This window comes from Asanoa ishikariensis (genome assembly GCF_900107455.1).
Taxonomy (GTDB): domain Bacteria; phylum Actinomycetota; class Actinomycetes; order Mycobacteriales; family Micromonosporaceae; genus Asanoa; species Asanoa ishikariensis.
In genome coordinates, this window is record NZ_FNQB01000003.1 from 1498454 (window position 1) to 1520456 (window position 22003).

Sequence of the window (22003 nt, forward strand, 5' to 3'; positions counted from 1 at the left end):
TTGTTTCGGGGGTATGTCCGCGCGGTGGACGTACCCCCGAAACGTTGTTAATGGCAGTGCTTAGCCGTGCTGGCGGGAACGTCCAGAGTGGGGTTCCGGTCAAAGAATCCGGCCGGTTTCAACGAGAATCCGCAGCGGTCGACCGGCATCACGGGCCAGTCCTCCACACGCGGGAAATGTGTGCTGCCAAATGTGTGCCAGACCACGATGTCCTCGCCGTCGATCGACTCGTCGTCGGCGACGAACTGTGGCAGGCCCGCACCACCGGGGTGCTGGTTGACGTGGTTGCCGGCCGGGTAGCGCTCGTCGGCGTCGTAACGGGTAACCCACAGGTGCTTGGTGGCGAACGTCGCGCGGCGGGCGATCGACGAGCTCTCGTCGGCCAGCAACGCCGGCTGGCCCTCCGGACGCAGCACGTACGAGACCGGCTGCCCGAGGCGGTTGGTCTTGTCCGGGTTGGAGATCCGCCACACGCGACCGACGCCGTTGTCGGCACTGCGCGCGCCCTGTGACTCGCTGGTCAGGCGGGTCGCGGTGCGGGTGAACGCGTTGCCGTAAGGATTCGCCTCACCGACCGGGACCCGCCGCACGTCGAGCTCGTCGACCGCGTTGCCGACGCCGTCGAGCATCATGTCCAGCCGCGCGCTGAACAGGTGCTGGTGGTACGGAGCGCCGAGGCCCGGTGCGATCTCGGTGGCGTACTCGGCACCCTCGGCGTACGACGAGGTGAACACCACGCCGGTCGCCTTGACCTCCATCTCGACGGTGCCGTCGAGGTAGAGGTACCAGAAGAAGCCGTAGTCGTAGTTGCCGACCGTGGCCCAGTAGGAGATGACCAGCCGGCGCTGGCGACGCGTCTCGGCCGCCTCGGTGAACAGGTCGGAGTGCTTCCACAGCACCCCGAAGTCCTCCTCGTGCAGGCAGATCGCGTTATTGATCTCACGTGGGTTGCCGTCGCCGTCGGCGAGGACCGCGTCGAAGTAATAGATCTCACCGAGACAGTCACAGCCGAGCACCAGCGAGTTGGCCTGCTGGCCGAGCAGGTACTCCCCCGCGTCGAAGTAGTTCTGCCAGAACCGCACCGGGCTCGGGTCCGCGTACGGGACCACCATCTCGGCGATCGAGGCGCGGTAGATCAGCGGGCGGTCCTGGATGGAGAGCTGGTGCAGCACCAGGCCCTCGCGCGGGTCGAAGCCGACCCGGAACCTCCAGCCCTCCCAGGTCACCTCGTCGCCGTCGACCTGGAAGCTGGCGCCGTCGGGCTGGGTGATCTCCAGCGCCTTGAGCGTCTCACGCGGCGGCCCGGTGAACGCGGGGTCGTCGTAGTTGCCCTCCTCCTGCGGGATCGGCAGCAGGGCGTGGTCGATGAGCTGGACGACCTTCTGCTCGATCAGGTCGACGTAGGCGACGACGCCGTCGATCGGGTGCGCCCAGCAGTGGTCCTCGGGCCGGTTGGCCACGAACGACAGCACGCGCAGCAGGCGGCGGCCGCTCTCGCCGTCGATGTCGAAGTCGCCGGCGGACAGCGGGCACGGGCGGACCAGGTCGAAGTCGGTGATGCCGCGGCGCTCGATCGCGGCACGCCAGGCGGCGTCGCCCTTGACGATCTCGTCGACCGAGATGAACTCGTCGAGCAGGATCGGTGGCTGGCCGTCGACGGCCGGGTCGAGGTCGACGACCTCGTCGACCTCGTCGCGGGTCACGGACACGACCGCCGACCGGACCGCCCCGGTGGCCACGTCGAGTAGCAGCGCGCGTACGCGCCGGTCGAGGGGATCGCCCGGGCGCCAGGCCAGGACCGCGCCCTTCGCCGGCTCCTCCAAAGCCAGGGTGGCGAACCGGGTGGTGGGGCTGAGCAGGTCGTTCTTCTGGAAGAGCGTGCGTGCGGCGTCGATCTCGGCGGCACTGAGCCGCTCTAGCGGATGACCGGCGGTCATCGGATCACCTCGTCGAAAGGGGGGTTACGACGATCGCCAAGCTAATCCGAGGATTGATTCACTGTCCACTGGTGATCGCGCGGGCCGGGCCGATCGGGAGCTCCCGTTGGCGCACGCCGGTCGCGTGCCAGACCGCGTTGGCGATCGCGGCGGGCACGCCCACGATGCCGATCTCGCCGAGCCCCTTGACCCCGGAGGGGTTGAGCTCGTCGTCGGGGTCGTCGACGAACGCGACGTCGAGCTCGCCCACGTCGGCGTTGGTCGCCACGTGGTAGTCGGCCAGGTTGTGGTTGACGAAGCCGCCGAACCGCGCGTCCATCATGGACTCCTCCAGCAGCGCGCAGGACAGTCCCATCGTCATGCCGCCGAGCAACTGGGATCGCGCGGTCAGCGGGTTGACCACCCGGCCGACCGCGTACACGCCGGTCAGCCGGGGCACCCGCACCTCGCCGGTGGACACGTCGACGGCGACCTCGGCGAAGTGCGCGCCGAACGCGTACCGGGACAGGTCGCGGCGGGCGCCGACGGCGTCGGTGGAGTCGAACGTGCTGGTCAAGCCCTCCGGTGGCAGCGGCTCGCCGGACGCGAGGCGGTGGGCCAGGTCGTGGCAGGCGGTGACCACCGGCCAGCCCCAGGACGCGGTGCCCATCGAGCCGCCGGCGCCGTGGGCCGGACCGAAGTCGCTGTCGCCGATCAGGACCCGGACGGTTGTGACCGGCACCTCGAGCGCGTCGGCGGCGAGCTGGGTCAGCGCGGTGCGGGCACCGGTGCCGAGGTCGGTCGCCGCCACCCGCACCACGTAGTCGCCGGACCGCAGCGCGGTGACGTGCGCCGTGGTCGGTGCCGTCCGGGCCGGATAGTGCGCGCCGGCCATGCCGGTCCCTCGCCACCACCGTCCGTCCCGGCGCCCGGCCGGCCGTGGGTCGCGGCCCGCCCAGCCGAACCGGCGTGCCCCTTCGCGGAGGCATTCGGCCAGCCGGCGGCTGCTGAACGGCAGCCCGGACGCCGGCTCGGCCTGGGTGTCGTTGCGCAGCCGCAGCTCGACCGGGTCGACTCCGCACGCCTCGGCCAGCTCGTCCATCGCGGACTCCAGCCCGAACGAGCCGGGTGCCTCGCCGGGTGCCCGCATCCAGCGCGGCGTGGGCACGTCCAGGGCGACGACCCGGTGGCTGGTACGCAGGTTGTCCGCGGCGTACATCGCCCGGGAGTAGATCGCCGTCTGTTCGGTGAACTCGACCAGCCGCGACGTCTGCGAGGCCGCTCGATGCTCCAGCGCGACCAGCCGGCCGTCCTCGTCCGCGCCGAGTCGCACCCGTTGCGCCGTCGGCGTGCGGTAGCCGGTCAACGGGTAGAGCTGCGGCCGGGTCAGGGTGACCCGGACCGGGCGGCCGACCAGGGTCGCCGCCATCACCGCGAGCGCGGCGTCCGGTCGTGCCGGAGCGCCCTTGTTGCCGAAGCCGCCACCGATGTGCTCGGAGACGACGCGCATCGTGCCGGGGGCGAGTCCGAACAACCGGGTCAGGCTCTGCGCCACCGTGTACGCGTACTGCGTGGACGTGTAGAGGGTGACCCGGTCGTCGGCCCAGACCGCGGTCGCCGAGTGTGGCTCCATCGCGTTGTTGTGCTGCGCCGGGGTGCGGTACTCCCGGTCGACCACGACGGCCGCGCCCGCGATCGCCGCGTCGACGTCGCCCTTGTCGGTCGTGGTCGCGTTGTTGGGGTTGACGTGGTCCGGTGTGTACAGGCCGGGATGGTCGGGGCGGAAATCCGCGTCGTGCGGCTCCGGGAGATAGTCGACCGCGGTGCGCTCCGCGGCCTCCCGTGCCCGCTCCGGTGTGTCGGCGATGACCAGCGCGACCGGGGCGCCGCGATGGGCCACCCGGTCGTTCTGGAACAGCGCGAGCGTGCCCTCACCGATGTCGGCCAGCCGCGGCGCGTTGTGCGGATGCAGCACGGCCAGCACGCCGGGCATGGCCAGCGTGGCCGCCACGTCGATGCCGATCACCCGGCCGCGCGGGATGGTGGCCGGCACCACCCAGCCGTAGACGAGGCCGGGCAGCGCGATGTCAGCGGCGTAGCGGGCCCGTCCGGTCACCTTGTCCAGACCCTCGACCCGGGTCAGCGGATGCCCGACCGACGGCGCGGCCTGCCAGGTGCGGGTCATCGGGCGAGCTCCGTGAGCACCGCGACGACGAGGTCACGGGTCAGCGGCACCTTGTACGCGTTGTCGCGCAGCGGCCGGGCGGCGTCGAGCTCAGCCACCGCGGCCGCCTCGAACGCCTCCGCCGTGGCCGGACCCCCGCGCAGTTCGCGCTCCGCGATCCGGGCTCGCCACGGGTGCGACGCGACCGCGCCGAGGGCGATCCGCACGTCACTGACCATGCCGTCCGCCACGACCAGCACCGCGGCCACGGCACCGATCGCGAACGCGTACGACGCCCGCTCCCGGACCTTGCGGTATCCGGTCCTGGTGCCGGCCGGCAGCGGCGGCAGCGAAACCCCGGTGAGCAGCGCGCCGTCCCGGACCGTCAGCTCGAGGTCGGGCCGGTCACCGACGGGCCGATAGAGGTCTTCGAGGGGTAGCTCGTGCGGCCCGGCCAGGTCCTGCACGCCGACCCGGGCGTCCAGCGCGGACAGGGCGACCGCGAGGTCCGACGGGTGGGTCGCGACACAGTGGTCGGACGCGCCGAGGATGGCCAGGTTGTGGTGTTCGCCCTCGATCGCGGGGCAGCCCGAGCCGGGCATCCGCTTGTTGCAGGGCATGGTCGGGTCGGTGAAGTAGCCGCAGCGGGTGCGCTGGACCAGGTTGCCGCCGGTGGTGGCCACGTTGCGGAGCTGGCCCGAGGCGCCGTTGAGCACCGCCTGGCTGAGCACGGGATAGCGCTCGCGGACCAGCGGGTGCGCGGCCAGGTCGCTGTTGCGCACCAGGGCGCCGATCCGCAGCCTGCCGCCGTCGTCGACGACCTCGTCCAGCGGGAGGCCGGTCACGTCGACCAGCAGCTCCGGGCGTTCGATGCCGAGCTTCATCAGGTCGACCAGGTTCGTGCCGCCGCCCAGGTAGCGGGCGCCCGGGTTGTCGGCGACCAGCGAGACCGCGGCGTCGACGTCGCGGGCTCGGGCGTAGGAGAACTCGCGCACGTCAGTCTCCCCCGGCGACCTCGCGGATGGCCGCGACGATGTTCGGGTACGCGGCGCAGCGGCAGAGGTTGCCCGACATCCGCTCGCGGATCTCGGCGTCGTCCAGGTGCACCGGGCCGGCCGTGACCGCGCTTGGCCAGCCCTCGGCGAGCTCGTCGAGCATGCCGATCGCCGAGCAGATCTGCCCCGGTGTGCAGTAGCCGCACTGGAACGCGTCGTGCGCGAGGAAGGCGGCCTGCATCGGGTGCGGCTCGTCGTCTTCGAGGCCCTCGACGGTGGTCACCTCGCGGCCGTCGACGGCGACCGCCAGCAGCAGGCAGGAGTTGGCGCGGCGGCCGTCGATCAGCACCGTGCAGGCGCCGCACTGGCCGTGGTCGCAACCCTTCTTGGTGCCCGTGTGGTCGAGCCGGTCCCGGAGGAGGTCGAGCAACGTGGTGCGGTTGTCGACCGTCAGCTCCTGAGGCGCCCCGTTGAGCATGAGGCGCACGGTGCTGGACAGCTCCGGACCAGTCATGGCATTTCTGACCATACCCGCCGCGCTGGCTGCGCGGCGGGCATCGGTGTCAGTGGCTCTGCTTGCTAGAAGCGCCTTCGGCGCAACACCCGATCAATGGCAGGAACCGGTGCCGCTGTCGCTGTACGTCTTGCCCGACTGCGGGACGAACTGCCAGTCGTACGAGTTGCTGTGCAGCGTGAACTTGAGGACGCCGAACGTGTCGCTGTTGCGGGCCTGGCTGTTGGGCTGGATCGTGCCGAAGCCGTAGTGGTCGGCGCCGCCCATACCGGCCACGAAGGACCGCAGGCCACGGGAGCTGTCGGCCCCGCCGCTGGGGTTCATCGGCGCGAACCGCTCGTACTGGTGGTTGTGGCCCCACACGACGACGTCGGCGTTGGCGTCGTAGAGCGCCTGGTAGAGCGGGCGGGTCGAGGTGGACGGCGCGTGGTTGGCACCCGAGGTGAACAGCGGGTGGTGCCAGTAGGCCAGCGTGCACGCCTGGGTGTTGGCCGCCAGGTCGTTCTTCAGCCAGGTGACCTGGGCCGAGCTCGCCGACATGCTGATGTTGGAGTTGAGCGAGACGATGTGCCAGTTGCCGACGTTGTACGAGTAGTAGCCCTGCCCAGACGGACCGGCCTGCGACCCGAAGTAGTTGTAGTAGCCGGTCGCGCCCGAGGTGTTGTAGTCGTGGTTGCCCGGCGCCGGCCGGGTCCGCGACTTGAAGGCGCCCCAGGTCGGCTGGTAGTAGCTGTTGAACTCGCCGGCCGTGCCGTTGGTGTAGACGTTGTCGCCGGTGGTGAACACCGTGCCGGAGATGCCGTTGACCAGCGCCGCGGTCGCGCTGTCGCCGGACCCGGAGGTGGCGATGTCGCCCGCGCCGACCAGCACCGGGTCGCCGCTGGGCGGCGGCGTGGTGGTCGTGCCGGTGGTCAGCACGAGCTGCGGGGCGTCGGCGCCGCTCTCCCGCGAGTCGTAGTAGGCGCCGTCGGTGTTGCTGGACGTCGCGCCGAAGCTGAACGTGCCGTTGCCCTTCACGACGCTGGTGACGTCGACCTCGTACCACCCGTTGGCGGTGACGCTGCCGATCGAGCCGACGGTCGCGCCGTCGATCGCGGGCTGGTTGTTCCAGGTCGTGCCGGTCTCCGACCAGGTGGTGTTGGACATGGCCCGGAACGAGCCGCCGTTGTCGCTGCCGTCGTTGCCGGAGATCGTCCGGAGGCGGAGCTTGGCGGAGCTGACCGTGCCGCTGACGCCGCTCACCGAGAAGCGCAGGAACATGCGGCGGACCGGGCTGTTGTCGACCGTGATCTGGGTCGACGTGCCGTAGTTGGTCGAGGCCGTGTCGGTCTGCACGTAGGTGTCGGCGGACGGCGAGAACGTCGTGGTCGCCGCCATCGCGGGACTGGTCGAGGTGAGTACGGCGGCGATGATGCCGCCGGCCAGGACGGTCGCCGTGGTGGCGCCGGCCAGGATACGGATGCGCATGGCTTGGAAATCTACGGAAGTGAATGAACGGCGTCCGGGCTAACGGATGAACGGAGGACGACCGATCTGTTCACCTGGCCGCGGTTGTCCCACTCCGACGCGGCATACAGGGTTTTCCACGTGTACCTGTCGACGATCACCCGGCCCCGCGCGGCCAAGGGGCGCGGCGTGGCGTTCGTCGGCGGCAACGTCCTGGCGCTCGGCACCGTCAGCCTGATAACCGACGTCTCGGCCGAGATGGTCACCGCCGTGCTGCCGCTGTACCTGGTGCTGGGACTGCACCTGAGCCCACTCGCGTACGGGGTCGTCGACGGCGTCTACACCGGAGCCACCGCGCTGCTGCGGATCGTCGGCGGCTACGTCGCCGACCGGGTCCGGGCCCGCAAGACCCTGGCCGGGTTCGGCTACGCACTGTCGGCGGTCGCCAAGCTCGGGCTGCTGGCCGCCGGGCGCTCGCTGACCGGGATCGGCTTCGTGGTCGCGGTCGACCGGATGGGCAAGGGCCTGCGCACCGCGCCCCGGGACGCGCTGATCACTATGTCGACGCCGCCTTCCGCGCTGGGTCGGGCGTTCGGGGTGCACCGCACGATGGACGCCGTCGGCGCGTTCCTCGGGCCGCTGGTCGCGCTGGCGGTGCTGGCCGGGTCCGGGCAGTCGTACGACGCGGTCTTCGTGACCAGCTTCCTCGTCGCGATCCTCGGCGTGGCGGTGCTCGTGCTCTTCGTGCGGGAGCGGGACCCGCTCGCGGCCTCCCCGCCGGCTTCCCCGACCCGGGTGCGGGACGCGGTGGCGTTGCTGCGCTCCGCGGACCTGCGCCGGCTGCTGCTGGCGGCCACCCTGCTCGGCGTCGCGACGATCGGCGACGGCTTCGTCTACCTGATGCTGCAACGGCGCACCGAGATCGGGCTGCTCTGGTTCCCGCTGCTCGCGGTCGGCACGAGCCTGGGCTACCTGCTGCTGGCCGCGCCGCTGGGGATGCTGGCCGACCGGATCGGGCGACGGCCGGTGCTGCTCGCCGGCTACGCCGCCCTGGCGGTCACCTACCTGCTGCTGGCCGCGCCGATCGGCGGCTGGGCGCTGCTGGTCGCGGCCCTCGCCGCCTACGGGCTGTACTACGCCGCGACCGACGGGGTGCTGATGGCGCTGGCCGGGCCGGTGTTGCCAGATGCCTTGCGGGCGACCGGGCTGGCACTGGTGCAGACCGGGCAGGCGCTGGCCTACCTGGTCTCGTCGGTGTTGTTCGGGCTCGCCTGGGCCGCCTGGGGTCCGACCGCCGCCGTCCTGATGGCGGCGCTGGTCGCGGTCGTCGCCGGCGGAGTCACCGCCGGCCTGCTCTTCCACAAGGGACGGTTGGCGTGAGTTTGAGCGTACGGACACGGCTGCTGGTGGTGCTCGGGGTCGCGCTGGCGCTGGCGGTGGTGGCGGTGTTCTACATCCGGGGCGCGGCGGCGCGCACCACCTCGGCCCCGCCTTCAGCATCGAAGCCGGTCACGCTCGACCCCGCTGCTGCTTTGTTGACGGTGACCGACCGGCACATCGCCATCGTGTCCACGATGGACCCCGGCGGCCCACGCACAGTCTCCTCGGTCGAATGCGTGCGGGCGTACGCGGCCGGCGGCACCGGTGTCTGCCTGCGACCGGCGACGCCGTGGACGTACAAGATGGTGGTCCTGGACCGGAATCTGGCACCGGTGCGCTCCGTCGACATCCCTGGGCTGCCCAACCGGGCCCGGGTCTCGGCGTCGGGCCGGATGATCGGCTGGACCACCTTCGTCGGCGGCGACTCCTACAACAGCGGCGGCTTCTCCACCCGCACCGGCATCCTCGACACCGCCCGCGGCACCCTGGTCCCGTCGCTGGAGGAGTTCACGGCGACGCGCTCCGGCAAGGAGGTGCGCGCCGCCGACCGCAACTTCTGGGGCGTGACATTCGCCGCGGACGACAACACCTTCTACGCGACGATGTCCTCGGGCGGGCACCGCTACCTGATGAAGGGCGACTTCGCCGCACGTACGCTGCGCGCCATAGCCGACAACGTCGAGTGCCCGTCGCTGTCCCCGGACGGCGGCCGGATCGCCTTCAAGCACGCGATCGACGGCGACCCGACGCGCGGTTGGCGGTTGTCCGTGCTCGACCTCGGCTCCCTCGCGGTCACCCCGTTGGCCGAGACCGCCAGCGTCGACGACCAGCCCGCGTGGCTCGACGGGTCGACGATCGGCTACACGGTCCGCCAGGGCGACGGCCGCCCCGACGTGTGGTCGGTGCCCGCCGACGGCTCCGGGACGCCGCGGCTGCTCGTGCCCGGCGCGGAGTCACCGGCCGCGCTGGGAGTAACGGCGGGCCCGAACGGGTAAAGCCCCTCGTCATGCGTCACGTCCTGCTCCGACTGCTGCTGCCACTGGTCGCCCTGTACGGGCTGATGATCGCGCTCGGCCTGTTCGTCACGAAGGTCGCGGACGGCTGGTGGCCGTTCACGGTCGAGGACCGGATCAACGAGTCGCTGGAAGCGGCCCGGTCCGGCTCGCTGACCGCCGCCTCCCTGGTGTTCAGCACCATCGCCGACACCTGGTCGGTCATCGCGGTGTGCGTGTTCGCGGTGGTGATCCTGCTGGTCACCCGCCGGCCGTGGCGCGAGCCGCTGTTCCTCGCCTGCGCCGTCGCCGCCCAGGCCGTCATCTTCCTGTGCACCACGCTGGCCATCGACCGGAACCGCCCGCAGGTCGAGCACATGGACGTCTCCCCGCCGACCTCGAGCTTCCCGTCCGGACACACGTCGGCGGCCGCCACCCTCTACTGCGGGCTGGCACTGCTGTTCGCGCTGCGCTCGACGAGCCGGCGGTGGGAGACGATCGTCTGGACCGTCTTCGTGCTGATCCCGCTCGGGGTGGCACTGACCCGGCTGTACCGCGGCATGCACCACCCGAGCGACGTCATCAGCTCGTTCGTCAACGCGGGCGCCTGCCTGACGATCATGTACTTCGGCATCCTGCGCTGGCGTGGCGCTCCCCCACCGCGCCCGGCCGAGGAACGCCCACCGGTGTCGCTGGCCCGCGGATAACGTCTTGGCGTTGGCGCCGGAACACGGTTCACTGGCGGGCGATGCCACCGCAGCTCTCCCCCGCCCGCGCCACGGCCACCCTGGTCGCCCTGTCCCTGGCCGCCTTCGCCTACGTCACCACCGAGCTCGCGCCGGTCGGCCTCCTGACGGTGATCGCGCCTGACCTGGACCGGTCCCGGTCCGAGATCGGGCTGCTGGTCACCGGCTACGCGGTCGTGGTGGTGCTGATGTCGCTGCCACTGACGCACCTGACCAAGCGGATCCCCCGGCGCCGACTGCTCGCCTTCACGTTCGTCGTCTTCGTCGTGGCGACCACGGCGGCCGCCCTCGCCACCGACTACTGGGTGCTGGCGGGCGCGCGGTTGGCCACGGCGGCCACGCAGGCGCTGTTCTGGTCGGTCGTCGGGCCCACGGTGACCGGCCTGTTCCCGCCCGGCGTACGCGGCCGGATCGTGTCGCGGTTCGCGATCGGCCCGTCGCTCGCCCCGGTGCTCGGCGTCCCGCTCGCCACCTGGGTCGGCCAGGAGGCCGGCTGGCGCACGGCGTTCGCGGTCCTCGCCGGGCTCGGCCTGCTCGCGGGCGCCGTGGTCACCGCCCTGCTCCCGTCGTTCCCGCCGGACGCCGGGGGCGCCGCCCGGGGCACCATGCCCGACGCACGCCGCTTCCGCACACTGCTGCTGCTCACGGCGCTCGGCATCACCGGCGCCTTCTGCGCGCAGACCTACATCACGCCGTTCCTGCTGGACGTGAGCGGCTTCCCCGAGTCGTCGCTGTCGTTGCTGCTCCTGGTCGGCGGCATCGCCGGCGTGTTCGGCACGATCGTCATCGGCCGGTTCATCGACAGCCGGCCGGTGGCCGCCGTGACGGTCCCGCTGGCGGTGGTCGGCGCCAGCCTGCTGCTGATGTACGCCTTCGGCACCGTACAGCCGGTGACGGTCGTGCTGTTCGCCCTGGCGGGTCTGGCGTTCAGCGCGTTCGCCGCGATGGTGCAGGGACGCACGCTCCAACTCGCGCCGGGCAACACCGACCTCGCCTCGGCCGCGTCGGGCTCGGCCTTCAACGTCGGCATCGCCGCAGGCTCCCTGCTCGGCGGCGTGCTGCTGCCCGCGTTCGGGCCGCGCCCGCTGACGCTGGTCGGCGGGCTGCTCGTATTGGCGGCCCTGGCCGTCGCACTGGTCGACGCCCGCCGCCACCGCGCCCCACACGAGGCGGCTCGGCCGGTGCCCGTCGCGGCGGGCTGACGGTCGCGGGAATCGTCACTCTTACGCGTGGCCAAAAACGAATAGCAGCGCTGGATCATTCACGTCCCCTAGCCGCCGGCCGCGGAACTCCGATATCTTGTGGTCGCCGGTTTCCCGGCCAAGCAGGTGCGATCTTTCGGTGCATATCTGGAGGACAGGTCATTGCCCGACGGAAAAGACGGGGGCAACGCACCAAAGTGGATCGCTGTCGATTTCGGCAGGCGGCAATTCCCGCTGCGGGTCGGTGAGGTGCTGACGGTCGGCCGCGCCCGATCATGCGATCTCCAACTGCCGGACGATGACCACCTTTCCCGCCGCGCGTGTTCGTTGCGCGTGCTCGACGACTGCGTGCTCATCCGGAACGACTCGACCCGCAAGCCCGTGGTCGTGCGCCCCCCGGCCGGCGAGGATCGCGTGGTGGAGCCCGGTGCGGCGACCACGTCGCTCCCGTTTCCCCGATTCGCGCTGGTGCTCACGGGACGCACCGGGACCGTCGTCACGGTGACCGTCGACGCCAGCCGCCTAGCACCGAATTCACCACCCGTCACCCCGCGACAAAGCTTGGATCGCGCGACAGCTCTCGAACCGATCGAGTTGAGCGCCGCGCAACGACGAATTCTCGTGGCATTGTGTGCTCCCGTTCTGACCGAGTCCGGGCCACGCGCCGTTCCTGCGACCTATGCGCAGGTCGGCGCGAAACTCGGTCTGCAACCGCAATATGTGCGCAACGTCGTCAAGACCCTTCGGGAAAAGCTGTGGGGTCATGGCGTGCACGGGCTGACTCCGGACGACAGCGACGCCGCGCACGACGATTTCCGCTGGACCCTCGTCCGCTGGGCCGTGCGCAGTGGCTGGGTGACCGCGGTGGACGTGGCGGGCGGCGATGACGCCACCTGACGAGCCGGCGACCCGCGGCGGCTACGTGCTGCCGCCTCCGGTCGCCGCCGGCGAGTTCGTCGGCCCGCCCGACGACCTCGACCGCTACGAGCTCATCGGGCCGGGCATCGCCGGCGGCGAAGGCGTCACCTGGCGGGCGCGCTACCACGGCCAGCTCAAGGAACCACTGCCGCTGGCGGTCAAGGCCCTGCGGCCGCCACCGGGCACCGGCGACGACTGGCCGACCGACGCCGACCGGGCCCGCTGGCAGGACCAGGCCGCCCTGTTGCGGCATCTGCATCTCGACCATGTGGTCCGGCTCTACGAGATCTTCTCCGGGCCGGCGCCACATCCGTCGGGCGCCGGCGACGATGCGACCGGACGGGCCGCGTACCTGGTCATGGAATGGGTCGACGGCCCGACGCTGCACGAGCTCTGCGCTGACCAGCCCGCCGCCGGCTCGACCATCGAGGAGCGCATGGCCTTCGTCGGCCAGGCCGCGACCGTGCTCCGCGAGCTCGCCTCCACCACCCGGGCGGCCGGCAACCCGAGCCTGCACCGCGACGTCAAGCCCGGCAACTGCATCATCAACGGCGAGCGCGGTCTGGTTCTCGTCGACGTGAGCACGCTGCGGCTCGTCGACGACAGCTTCGATCCTGTCGGGCTGCACACCCCCGCGTACACCGCACCGGAGGTGTTGGCAGCACCGCACCTGCCCCGCATGCCGGCCACCGACGTCTACTCGCTGGGCGCGCTGGCCTATTTCTGCGTGACCGGACAGGATCCGGCCCCGGGAGCGGCTGACCGAGGACGGCTCGAGGCCAGCCTCCGCGCCACCGGCGTGCGCGACGCGCAGGCGCTGACCCGGCACATCATGACCACCGTGGACCCAGACCCGGCGAGACGACCCGCCGATCTTGCCGAATGGCGGCGGGAGCTGCTGACCCTCGGCCGCCGGGTCAGACCACGGCGGCGGGGCCCGGTCTACCTGGCCGCGGCGGCGGCCGCGCTCACTGCCAGCATCACGGTGCTCAACTGGCCCACGCTCCCGCGCGGCGAACGCGCCGGCCCGACCCTGCCCACGCCCGCCGTGTCCACCGCGTCGGCGCTCGGCGCGATCGTCTCTCCGCGCGACGGGGCGAACGTCGAGCAGTGCGCACACCTGTCCGGCACGGCCACGCCGGAGCCCGGTATGACGCTAGTCCTCGCCATGCGGAACCTGTCCAACGGTGACCCGACCCGCTATGTCGAGACCGTCTACGACTGGGACGACCCGTCGAAGCTCGCGAACTGGCGGGGTGCGCAGTATTTCGGCCAGGCCAACGACACCGTGGGGCAAGACTACGAGGTGCAGCTCATCTCCGTCGCCGTCGACATGACCCGACGGTGGACCGAGTCAGACGACAACACCGGTGACGCGCTCGCGGCGTCCGGCACCGTGGTCGCTTCGGTCCGGCTGCACCGTGTCGCCGGCCTGGTCCCCGGCAACTGCGAAGGCTCCTGAACGCTCGCGACAGTGCGGGGCCGCACTGTCGTTGACCGGCCGATCAACGGTCCACTGCTCACGTGGCAAACCACCACCGAGCAGGACAGGAGCGGCCATGAACACTTCCTTCGCCCGATCACGAACCGCGGCCGCGGGCGCCGCACTCCTCACCATGGCGGCGCTCGTCGTCGGCGTGTCCGGCAGCCCGGCCGCCGCCGCGCCGAACGCGTGCAGCAACCCGGTGCTGGCGACGAACCTCAACGGCTGGGGCTCGTTGGACGGCAGCTGGGTCACCCGTGACCAGGTCGGCGACCTCGCCGGTGTGAGCTGGGCGTTCGACACAGGCGGGCGCGAGTTCTACATGCCGCAGGTCGGTGTCACCGCCGGCCAGACGTGGACGTTCAGTGCGCACGACCGCGTCGTGTTCGGCTCCGGCACCGCCCGGATCGTCGTCGAGTGGTACGGGTCCAACGGCCAGTACCTGAGCGAGAACCAGGGTCCGCTGGTCTCGCTGCCCGCCGCGAACCCGAACGGCGGCGACCCCTGGTATCCGGTGTCCGCGACGGCCACGGCGCCGGCCGGGGCCACCTCCGCACATGTGCTCCAGGTCGGCAACTTCGGGTCGGCCACCGGCATCAACTTCAAGGCCACCAAGTGCGACTACCAACTAGGTGCCGCGCCGCCGGCGCAGAGCACCTCCGCCGCCGTCCGCTACGGCTGGGGCACGCCGTTGGCCAGCCAGTCCGACGAGTACAACGGCACAGCGGTCGACCTCACCAAGTGGGGGCTGTTCGGCTCGTCTGAAGGACAACCCACCGGTTGCTCGGACGGCTATCAGAAGAACGGACAGCGGTGCACGTCGCAGACCACCCAGACGGGCGGCTACCTGTCCGTGACCGGCACCGCCGACGGCAAGACGGGCGGCCTTTACAGCCGCATGCGACCGTTCCGCTACGGCCGCATCGAGGTCCGCGAGCGCGCCGTGCCATTGGCCAACAACGGCGGTCGTGCCTACCACGCCGTGCCGCTGCTGTGGCCGCACGACGAAGCCAGGTGGCAGGACGCGGAGATCGACTTCGCCGAGCGCGACGTCGACTCGGCCACCGTCGAGCTGTTCGTGCACCACAACGGAACGCAGACCAGCCGGTCCCTGACCATCGACTCGAAGCAGTTCCACAACTACGCCATCGACTGGCAGCCCGGATCGGTCAAGTGGTACGTCGACGGCAACCAGGTCGGCACCACCGTCAACGCGTCGATCACCGAGTTCAGCAGCAGCAACGGCGGCGCGCAGCTCGACATGTTCCCGCCGACCGGAACCCTCATGCGACCGGCCCGCCAGGACGTCGACTGGATCCGCATGTACCCCAACCAGTACACCCAGTACCTCTCGTGAAGGGCGCCCTGATGACACACGAACGACCGCGGCGGCACCGGATCGCGCTGTTGACCGCGACCGCCCTCGTCGGCTCCGCCCTCGCCGTCGCCGGCAACGCCGGAACCGCGCTGGCGGCACCCAACACCTACCGCACCATCTCCGTCACGGCCGCCGGGAGCGGTTACGTGCTGACCAACACCATCGGCGGCACGTATGCCTTCGGGTCGGTCCGCTACCACGGCAACCCGGCGGGCTTCTCGGGCTCGATCGTCGGCGTCTCCACCACCGCGGACGGCAGTGGCTACGCCGCCATCTCCAGTGCCGGCCAGGTGTACGCGTACGGGTCGGTCCAGCACCGGGGCAACCCGACCGGCTTCTCCGGGTCCATCGCCGGGATCTCCACGACGGCCAACGGTTCGGGGTACGTCGCGGTGTCGACCACCGGGCAGGTGTACGCCTACGGATCGGTCCAGCATCGCGGCAACCCGACCGGCTTCTCCGGCTCGATCGTCGGCGTCTCCGCGACGGCCGACGGCAGCGGGTACGCGGCCATCTCCAACACCGGCCAGGTCTACGCCTACGGATCGGTCCAGCACCGCGGCAACCCGGTCGGGTTCTCGGGCTCCGTCGTCGGCATCTCGACGACCGCCGACGGGTCCGGCTACGCGGCGATCTCCAGCACCGGCCAGGTGTACGCGTACGGCTCGGTCACCTATCGCGGCAACCCGACGGGCTTCACGGGCGGGATCGCCGGCGTGTCCGTGACGGCGAACGGGGCCGGTTACGCCGCCGTCTCCGGGACCGGTCAGGTGTACGCCTACGGCACGGTGTCGTACTGGGGCAACGGCGACCCGGGAAGCACGTCGGTGTCCGGGATGCGGGCGACCGTTGTCGACAAGGCCCGCGCCGAGGCCGCCAACCCGGCACACAACCGCGAAATCGGCGGCACGGACTGCAACTTCTACAGCACCGCCCTCGGTGTGGGTCCGCGGTGCGCCAACGGGTGGATCGGGCAGGCCTGGTGCGCCGACTTCGCCAAATGGATCTGGGGCCAGTCCGGAGCCCGCACCAACGGGCTCGACGCCGGCGCGGTGTCGTTCAGCCGGTACAGCACCTGGCGCTCCGACACGAGTTTCCCGAACCTTGCCGGTGTCCAGCCGGGTGACGTCGTCGGCTGGCGATTCCACACCGGCGACTCTCGCAACGACCATGTCGGCGTCGTCGTCGCGGTGTCCGGCGACACGATCACCACCGTCGACGGCAACTTCAGCAACATGGTCAAGGCCAACACCTTCAATCGGACGCACGCCGAGATCTCCGGTTACGCCAGCCCGCTGACATAACCGCACCGAGACCACCTGCCCCGAGCCTCCGGATGGCTCGGGGCAGGTGCCGTGTCGGAGGCCGTCGCGGAGGTGATCGGAGGGCATGGCAGTCTGTGACGATGACTCGACGACCACTGCTGCTCGTTGACTCGGCGAGCCTCTACTTCCGGGCCTACTTCGGCATTCCGGAGTCGGCGGCCCAAGCCCCCGACGGCAGCCCGGTCAACGCGGTCCGTGGCTTTCTCGACATGGTCGCCCAGCTCATCCGCACCCGCCGGCCCGACCGGCTGATCTGCGCCCTCGACTACGACTGGCGTCCGGCGTGGCGGGTCGAGCTGATCCCGTCGTACAAGGCGCAGCGGTTGGCGCCCGGTGGTGGCCCGTCGACCGAGGTCGTGCCGGACAACCTCGAGGCCCAGGTGCCGCTGATCCTCGAGGTGCTGGCCGCGGTGGGCATCCCGGCGATCGGGGCCAAGGACTACGAGGCCGACGACGTGATCGGCACGCTGGCCACCACGCAGCCCGGCCCGGTCGAGGTGGCCTCCGGCGACCGCGACCTGTTCCAGCTCATCGATGACGCGAAGCCGGTCCGCCTGCTCTACTGCGGACGCGGCGTCGGCAAGCTCGAGGACTGTGACGACGCGGCGGTGCAGGCGAAGTACGGCGTCCCGGCGGCCGGCTACGCCGACTTCGCGGCCCTGCGCGGCGACCCGAGCGACGGCCTGCCCGGGGTGGCCGGCGTCGGCGACAAGACCGCGGCGCGCCTGATCGCCCGCTACGGCACCCTGGACGCGATGCTGGCGGCCCTGGACGACCCGAAGGCCGGCTTCGCCCCGGGCCTGCGCGCCAAGCTCGACGCGGCCCGCGACTACCTCGCGGTCGCCCCCACCGTGGTGAATGTCGCCCGCGACGTCCAACTCCCCGATGTGGACCCGGCACTACCGGCCGCGCCCGCGGACGGCGACGCCCTGCTCGCGCTGGCCGAGAAGTGGAACCTGGCCGGCCCGTGCCGCCGCCTGGTCGACGCGATCAGCCACGCGGGCTAGCGCGGTCCTCAGGCGTTGATGTAGGCCAGCACCCCTCGGTTGATCATGCCGATGGATTGGCGGGCGGTGGTGCGGACCTTGCTGGAGGCGCCACCCGCGTCGGCGATCTGGCCGAGCAGGTCCACCACCTGGCGGGCCCAGCGCACGAAGTCACCGGCGGGCATGTCGCCGTCGAGGTTGTGGCCGCTGGCCAGGACCTTGGCCAGGGCCTCCCCACGCGCCCAGCGGACGATCGGCCACACGAAGCCCAGGTCGGGTTCGCGGGTCCGGTCGACGCCGCGGGCCGCCTCGTCGGCTTCCAGCTCGGCCCAGATCTTCATGGTCTCGTCGATCGCGTCCGTGATCGGGCCGCGCGGCACCGACGCCCGCTCGTCGCTCTCGCGGCGCGCCTCGTAGAGCACCACCGAGACGGCGCCGGTGAGCTCCTCCGGGGTCAGGGCGTCCCAGACGCCCCGGCGCAGGCATTCGGCGACCAGCAGGTCGGCCTCGGACCAGATCCGGGCCAGCATGCGGCCGTTGTCGGTGACCTCGCCGTCGTCGGACAGGTAGCCGCGCGCCGTCAGCAGCGCGCACACCCGGTCGAAGATCCGGGCCAGCGAGCCGGTCCGGCTGGACACCCGCTTGCGCAGCTCGTCCGTGTCGAGCGACAGGCGGCGCCGGCGCTCGGCCCAGCGGGCGTGCTCCTCGCGGTCGGGGCAGGCGTGGCACGGGTGCTTGCGCAGCTTGTCGCGCAGGTCGACCAGGTGCGCGTCCTCGCCCGTGCCCCGGGCCCGGCGGCCACGGCGGCTGTGCCGGTCGATGCCGGTGCCGGCGACCTCGGCGGCCAGGTCGCGGCGGGCCGATGGGTTGCGGTGGTTGAAGTGCTTCGGCACCCGGATCCGGGCCAGCACCTCGGCGGGCGAGGTGAAGTCGGCCGAGGTGATCCGGCCGGCCCAGCGGTCCTGGGTCAGCACCAGCGGGCGGGGGTCACCGAAGCCGGCGGCGCCTGGGTCCAGGACCACCGCGAGGCCGGCGCGCCGGCCCGACGGCACCCGGATGACATCACCGATCCGCAGGCGCTCCAGCGACGACACCGCCTGGGCGCGGCGCTGGGTCTGGCCCTGCCGGGCCAGCGCGCGTTCCCGCTCGCCGATCTGCATCCGCAGGTCGAAGTACTCGTCGAAGTCGCCGTGGCTGCACTGGACTTCCTGCGTGTACTGCTCGATCGTCTCCTCGTTGCGCTGCACCTGCTTGGCCAGCCCGACCACCGACCGGTCGGCCTGGAACTGGGCGAACGAGGCCTCCAGCAGCGCCCTTGAACGGTCGGCACCGACGGTCCCGACCAGGTTCACGGCCATGTTGTACGAGGGCCGGAAGCTGGACCTCAGCGGGTACGTGCGCGTCGACGCGAGGCCGGCTACGTGCCGCGGGTCGACCTCGGGCGACCAGACGACGACCGCGTGGCCCTCGATGTCGATGCCGCGTCGACCGGCCCGGCCGGTGAGCTGCGTGTATTCGCCGGGCGTCAGGTCGACGTGCGCCTCGCCGTTGAACTTGACCAGCCGCTCGAGCACCACGCAGCGGGCCGGCATGTTGATGCCCAGTGCCAGCGTCTCGGTGGCGAACACGGCCTTGACCAGGCCGCGGACGAACAGCTCCTCGACGACCTCCTTGAACGCGGGCAGCATGCCGGCGTGGTGTGCGGCCAGGCCGCGCTCGAGGCCGTCGAGCCACTCCCAGTAGCCGAGCACCGACAGGTCCTCGCCGGGGATCGCGGTGATCCGCTCCTCGACGACCCGGCGGATCTCGGCCCGCTCGTCGGGTGTGGTCAGCCGCAGGCCGGCGGCCAGGCACTGCTGCACGGCCGCGTCACAGCCGGCGCGGCTGAAGATGAACAGGATCGCCGGCAGCAGGTTCTCGCGGTCGAGGCGCTCGACGATCTCGGCCCGCAGCGGGCCCTTCCAGCGCGGCCCACGGCCGCCCCGGCCGCCGCCGGCCCAGCCGTCACGGCCCATCTCCAGCCGGCGCAGCATCTCCCGCGAGTAGCGCAGCAACTCGGGGTGCACGTCGTGCTTGCGGGCCGCGGCGGCGTCGTGGAACAGGTCGAACATCCGGCGGCCGACGAGCATGTGCTGCCAGAGCGGCACCGGACGGTGCTCGCTGACCACCACGTCGGTGTGGCCGCGGACGGTCACCAGCCAGTCGGCGAACTCCTCGGCGTTGGAGACGGTGGCCGACAGTGAGACCAAGGTCACTGACGCCGGCAGGTGGATGATCACTTCTTCCCAGACCGCGCCGCGGAACCGGTCGGCCAGGTAGTGCACCTCGTCCATGACCACGTACGCGAGGCCCCTGAGCGCCGGTGAGCCGGCGTAGAGCATGTTGCGCAGCACCTCGGTGGTCATCACGACCACGGGTGCGTCGCCGTTGATCGCGTTGTCGCCGGTCAGCAGGCCGACGTTGGCGGCGCCGTGCCGCTCCACCAGGTCGTGGTACTTCTGGTTGGACAGGGCCTTGATCGGCGTGGTGTAGAAGCACTTCTTGGGCGGGGCGTCCGGTTCTCCCTCGGCCAGCGCCAGGTGCACGGCGAACTCGCCGACCACGGTCTTGCCGGCGCCGGTGGGCGCGCAGACCAGCACACCGCTGCCGCGCTCCAGCGCCTCGCACGCCTCGCGCTGGAAATCGTCGAGATCGAAACCGATCCCGAGGGCGAAGTCTTCCAGGGCCGGGAACGCGCTGGCCTTGGCGGCCCGGCGGCGCGCCGCGGCGTAGCGCTCGGCGGGGCTCGACATGTATCCAAGATTACGGCGTGCACGCCGCGCCGACGCGGTAGGCCGTGCGGGACCCGCCCGGTAGGTCCTGGGTAAGGTCCTCGGCGTGCCATTGCCAGACCGTGCGGAGCCGCCCAACCCACGTGTGCCGGACAGAGCGGACCAACTGTCCAGACGCCCCGTAGAGGCCGTGCTCTTCGACTTCCACGGCACCCTCGCCCAGGTGGAGGACCCGGTGGCCTGGGTGGTCGCCGCGGCAGTGGCCTGCGGTGCGCAGCTCGACCGGGGCCGCGCGACGGTGCTCGCCGACCGGCTGGTCACCGCCGGCCGGGCGGGCGGTCCGCTGCCGCACCGGGTGCCCGTGCACCTGGCCGAGGTGTGGGCGGACCGCGATCTGTACCCACACGCCCACCGGGCGGCGTACGTGGGCCTGGCCGCGACCGTGAACACCGACATCGAGGGGCTCGCCGACGCCCTCTACGAACGGCTGCTCGGCGCGCCGGGCTGGCTCCCGTACGCGGACACGGCCGAGTCGCTCAAGGCGCTGCGCGCCGCCGGTGTCCCGGTGGCCGTGGTCAGCAACGTCGGCTTCGACATCCGGCCACACTTCGAGCAGTGGGGCCTGGCCGAGCTCGTCGACGAGTTCGTCCTGTCCTACGAGGTCGGCCGGTGCAAGCCGGACCCGGCGATCTTCCTGCGGGCCTGCGGCGCACTGCGGGTCGACCCGGAGCGGGCGCTGATGGTCGGCGACACGCCGGCCGACGCGGGCGCGGTGCGCGCCGGGCTGACCGCCCTGCTGGTCCCGGCCGCCGACCCGGGCAAGGTCAACGGGCTCGGCGCGGCGGTGGCGCTCACCCGGCCGTGAGCACCCGCAGCGCACCGGGTACGCACTCGACCGTGACCGGCAGCGGTGCCACCCGCTCGCCGTCGGCGTAGCCGACGATGCCCTCGGCGGCGAGCTCGATGCGCGTCGCCCGGTAGGTGTCGACGGCCGGGTGCGTGACGTGCGTGCCCGCGTAGATCCGCGGCTTGACCCGGACCAGGGTCGTGCGGCTGATCGGCCGCACGACGGTCAGGTCGAGCACACCGTCGGCCGGGTCGGCGGCTGGGCTGATCCGCATGCCGCCGCCGTAACTGCCGGCGTTGGCCACCGCGACCAGCACCGCGTCGCGCTCCTGGACCTCGCCGTCCAGGACGATCCGGTAGTGGCGGGCGCGCAGCCGGGCGAGCTCGACCATGATCGCGAGGTCGTACCGGATCGGGCCGCGGGGCCAGCTCATCCGGTTGCCGCGCTCGTTGACGATCGCGTCGAAGCCGGCCGCGAGTACGCCGCCGAACCAGCGCGTGGTGCCGTCGCCGGCGGTGAGCCGGGCCAGGTCGAGGGTGGCGGTGCCGCCGGCCGGGATCGCGGCGGTCAGTGTCACGAGCGCCCGGTGCGGGTCGTCGGTGAAACCGGCGGCGACCGCGAAGTCGTTGCCGGTGCCGGCCGGGACGATGCCCAGCGGCACGCCGGTGCCGGCCAGGGCCTGCAGGGCGAGGTGGACGGTCCCGTCGCCGCCGACGGCGATCAGGGCGCCGGCACCGCCCGCGACGGCCGTGTGGCAGGCGGCGAGGGCTTCGCCGGGGCTGGTGGCCGCCAGCGGCTCAACGGCGTGTCCGGTGGCCCGCAGATGGGCCAGGACTGCCGGAAGCACGTCGCGGTGCCGGCCGCGCCCCGCTGCGGGGTTGGCCAGCACCGCGATAGGCCCGTCGATCTTCACGGCGGCACCCTATATCCGGGTGCCGCC

17 protein-coding genes are annotated in these 22003 nt (G+C 71.7%); 10 read left to right on the forward strand and 7 right to left on the reverse strand.

The genetic code is table 11. The features are described 5' to 3' along the window. Nucleotides 1-47 precede the first annotated feature (47 nt). From BLV39_RS30845 to BLV39_RS30865, 5 genes are all read right to left on the reverse strand, one after another. Nucleotides 48-1937, reverse strand: coding sequence for a primary-amine oxidase (locus tag BLV39_RS30845; RefSeq protein ID WP_090800149.1), 1890 nt, complete (start codon nucleotides 1935-1937; stop codon nucleotides 48-50). A gap of 58 nt (nucleotides 1938-1995) precedes the next feature. After that, nucleotides 1996-4101, reverse strand: a complete 2106-nt coding sequence (locus tag BLV39_RS30850) for a xanthine dehydrogenase family protein molybdopterin-binding subunit (RefSeq protein WP_090800150.1) — start codon at nucleotides 4099-4101, stop codon at nucleotides 1996-1998. Further along, the gene (locus tag BLV39_RS30855) at nucleotides 4098-5075 is read right to left on the reverse strand and encodes an FAD binding domain-containing protein (protein ID WP_090800151.1); all 978 of its coding nucleotides are present in this window, start codon (nucleotides 5073-5075) and stop codon (nucleotides 4098-4100) included. Before BLV39_RS30855 ends, BLV39_RS30850 begins: the two co-directional genes overlap by 4 nt. A gap of 1 nt (nucleotide 5076) precedes the next feature. Continuing rightward, nucleotides 5077-5589 (reverse strand): 2Fe-2S iron-sulfur cluster-binding protein, encoded by a 513-nt coding sequence (locus BLV39_RS30860; RefSeq protein WP_090800152.1) that lies wholly within the window; start codon nucleotides 5587-5589, stop codon nucleotides 5077-5079. Between the two features lie 93 nt (nucleotides 5590-5682). Beyond that, nucleotides 5683-7056, reverse strand: coding sequence for a CBM96 family carbohydrate-binding protein (locus BLV39_RS30865; RefSeq protein ID WP_090800153.1), 1374 nt, complete (start codon nucleotides 7054-7056; stop codon nucleotides 5683-5685). 120 nt (nucleotides 7057-7176) lie between these two features. Here BLV39_RS30865 and BLV39_RS30870 point away from each other — a divergent pair, with 120 nt between their 5' ends. From BLV39_RS30870 to BLV39_RS30910, 9 genes are all read left to right on the forward strand, one after another. After that, on the forward strand, nucleotides 7177-8415 hold the full coding sequence (locus BLV39_RS30870) for an MFS transporter (RefSeq protein WP_090800154.1): 1239 nt from the start codon (nucleotides 7177-7179) through the stop codon (nucleotides 8413-8415). Next, the gene (locus tag BLV39_RS30875; protein ID WP_239083862.1) at nucleotides 8412-9410 is read left to right on the forward strand and encodes a TolB family protein; all 999 of its coding nucleotides are present in this window, start codon (nucleotides 8412-8414) and stop codon (nucleotides 9408-9410) included. The genes BLV39_RS30870 and BLV39_RS30875 overlap by 4 nt, the downstream gene beginning before the upstream one ends. A gap of 11 nt (nucleotides 9411-9421) precedes the next feature. Continuing rightward, on the forward strand, nucleotides 9422-10114 hold the full coding sequence (locus BLV39_RS30880; RefSeq protein ID WP_090800156.1) for a phosphatase PAP2 family protein: 693 nt from the start codon (nucleotides 9422-9424) through the stop codon (nucleotides 10112-10114). A gap of 41 nt (nucleotides 10115-10155) precedes the next feature. Beyond that, nucleotides 10156-11355: an MFS transporter gene (locus BLV39_RS30885; RefSeq protein ID WP_090800157.1), complete on the forward strand. Its 1200-nt coding sequence runs from the start codon at nucleotides 10156-10158 to the stop codon at nucleotides 11353-11355. Nucleotides 11356-11454: 99 nt separating this feature from the next. After that, nucleotides 11455-12252, forward strand: coding sequence for an FHA domain-containing protein (locus BLV39_RS30890; RefSeq protein ID WP_204082873.1), 798 nt, complete (start codon nucleotides 11455-11457; stop codon nucleotides 12250-12252). Beyond that, a complete protein-coding gene (locus BLV39_RS44865) occupies nucleotides 12239-13735 on the forward strand; it encodes a serine/threonine protein kinase (protein ID WP_090800159.1) in 1497 nt (498 codons plus the stop codon). Before BLV39_RS30890 ends, BLV39_RS44865 begins: the two co-directional genes overlap by 14 nt. Nucleotides 13736-13832: 97 nt before the next feature. After that, on the forward strand, nucleotides 13833-15113 hold the full coding sequence (locus BLV39_RS30900) for a glycoside hydrolase family 16 protein (protein ID WP_090800160.1): 1281 nt from the start codon (nucleotides 13833-13835) through the stop codon (nucleotides 15111-15113). Nucleotides 15114-15124: 11 nt separating this feature from the next. After that, the gene (locus tag BLV39_RS30905; protein ID WP_090800161.1) at nucleotides 15125-16438 is read left to right on the forward strand and encodes a CHAP domain-containing protein; all 1314 of its coding nucleotides are present in this window, start codon (nucleotides 15125-15127) and stop codon (nucleotides 16436-16438) included. Between the two features lie 101 nt (nucleotides 16439-16539). Then, a complete protein-coding gene (locus BLV39_RS30910) occupies nucleotides 16540-17466 on the forward strand; it encodes a 5'-3' exonuclease (protein WP_090800162.1) in 927 nt (308 codons plus the stop codon). An 8-nt stretch (nucleotides 17467-17474) separates the two neighbouring features. Here the strand turns inward: BLV39_RS30910 and BLV39_RS30915 are convergent, their stop codons facing one another. Further along, complete coding sequence (locus BLV39_RS30915) at nucleotides 17475-20237, reverse strand: DEAD/DEAH box helicase (protein WP_090800163.1); 2763 nt, start codon at nucleotides 20235-20237, stop codon at nucleotides 17475-17477. A gap of 91 nt (nucleotides 20238-20328) precedes the next feature. Here BLV39_RS30915 and BLV39_RS30920 point away from each other — a divergent pair, with 91 nt between their 5' ends. Then, nucleotides 20329-21081 (forward strand): HAD family hydrolase, encoded by a 753-nt coding sequence (locus BLV39_RS30920; protein ID WP_239083863.1) that lies wholly within the window; start codon nucleotides 20329-20331, stop codon nucleotides 21079-21081. Here the strand turns inward: BLV39_RS30920 and BLV39_RS30925 are convergent. Next, entirely contained in the window at nucleotides 21068-21976 is a 909-nt protein-coding gene (locus BLV39_RS30925; RefSeq protein ID WP_090800165.1) for a diacylglycerol kinase, read from the reverse strand. The two genes, BLV39_RS30920 and BLV39_RS30925, sit on opposite strands and share 14 nt — an antisense overlap. Nucleotides 21977-22003: the final 27 nt, after the last annotated feature.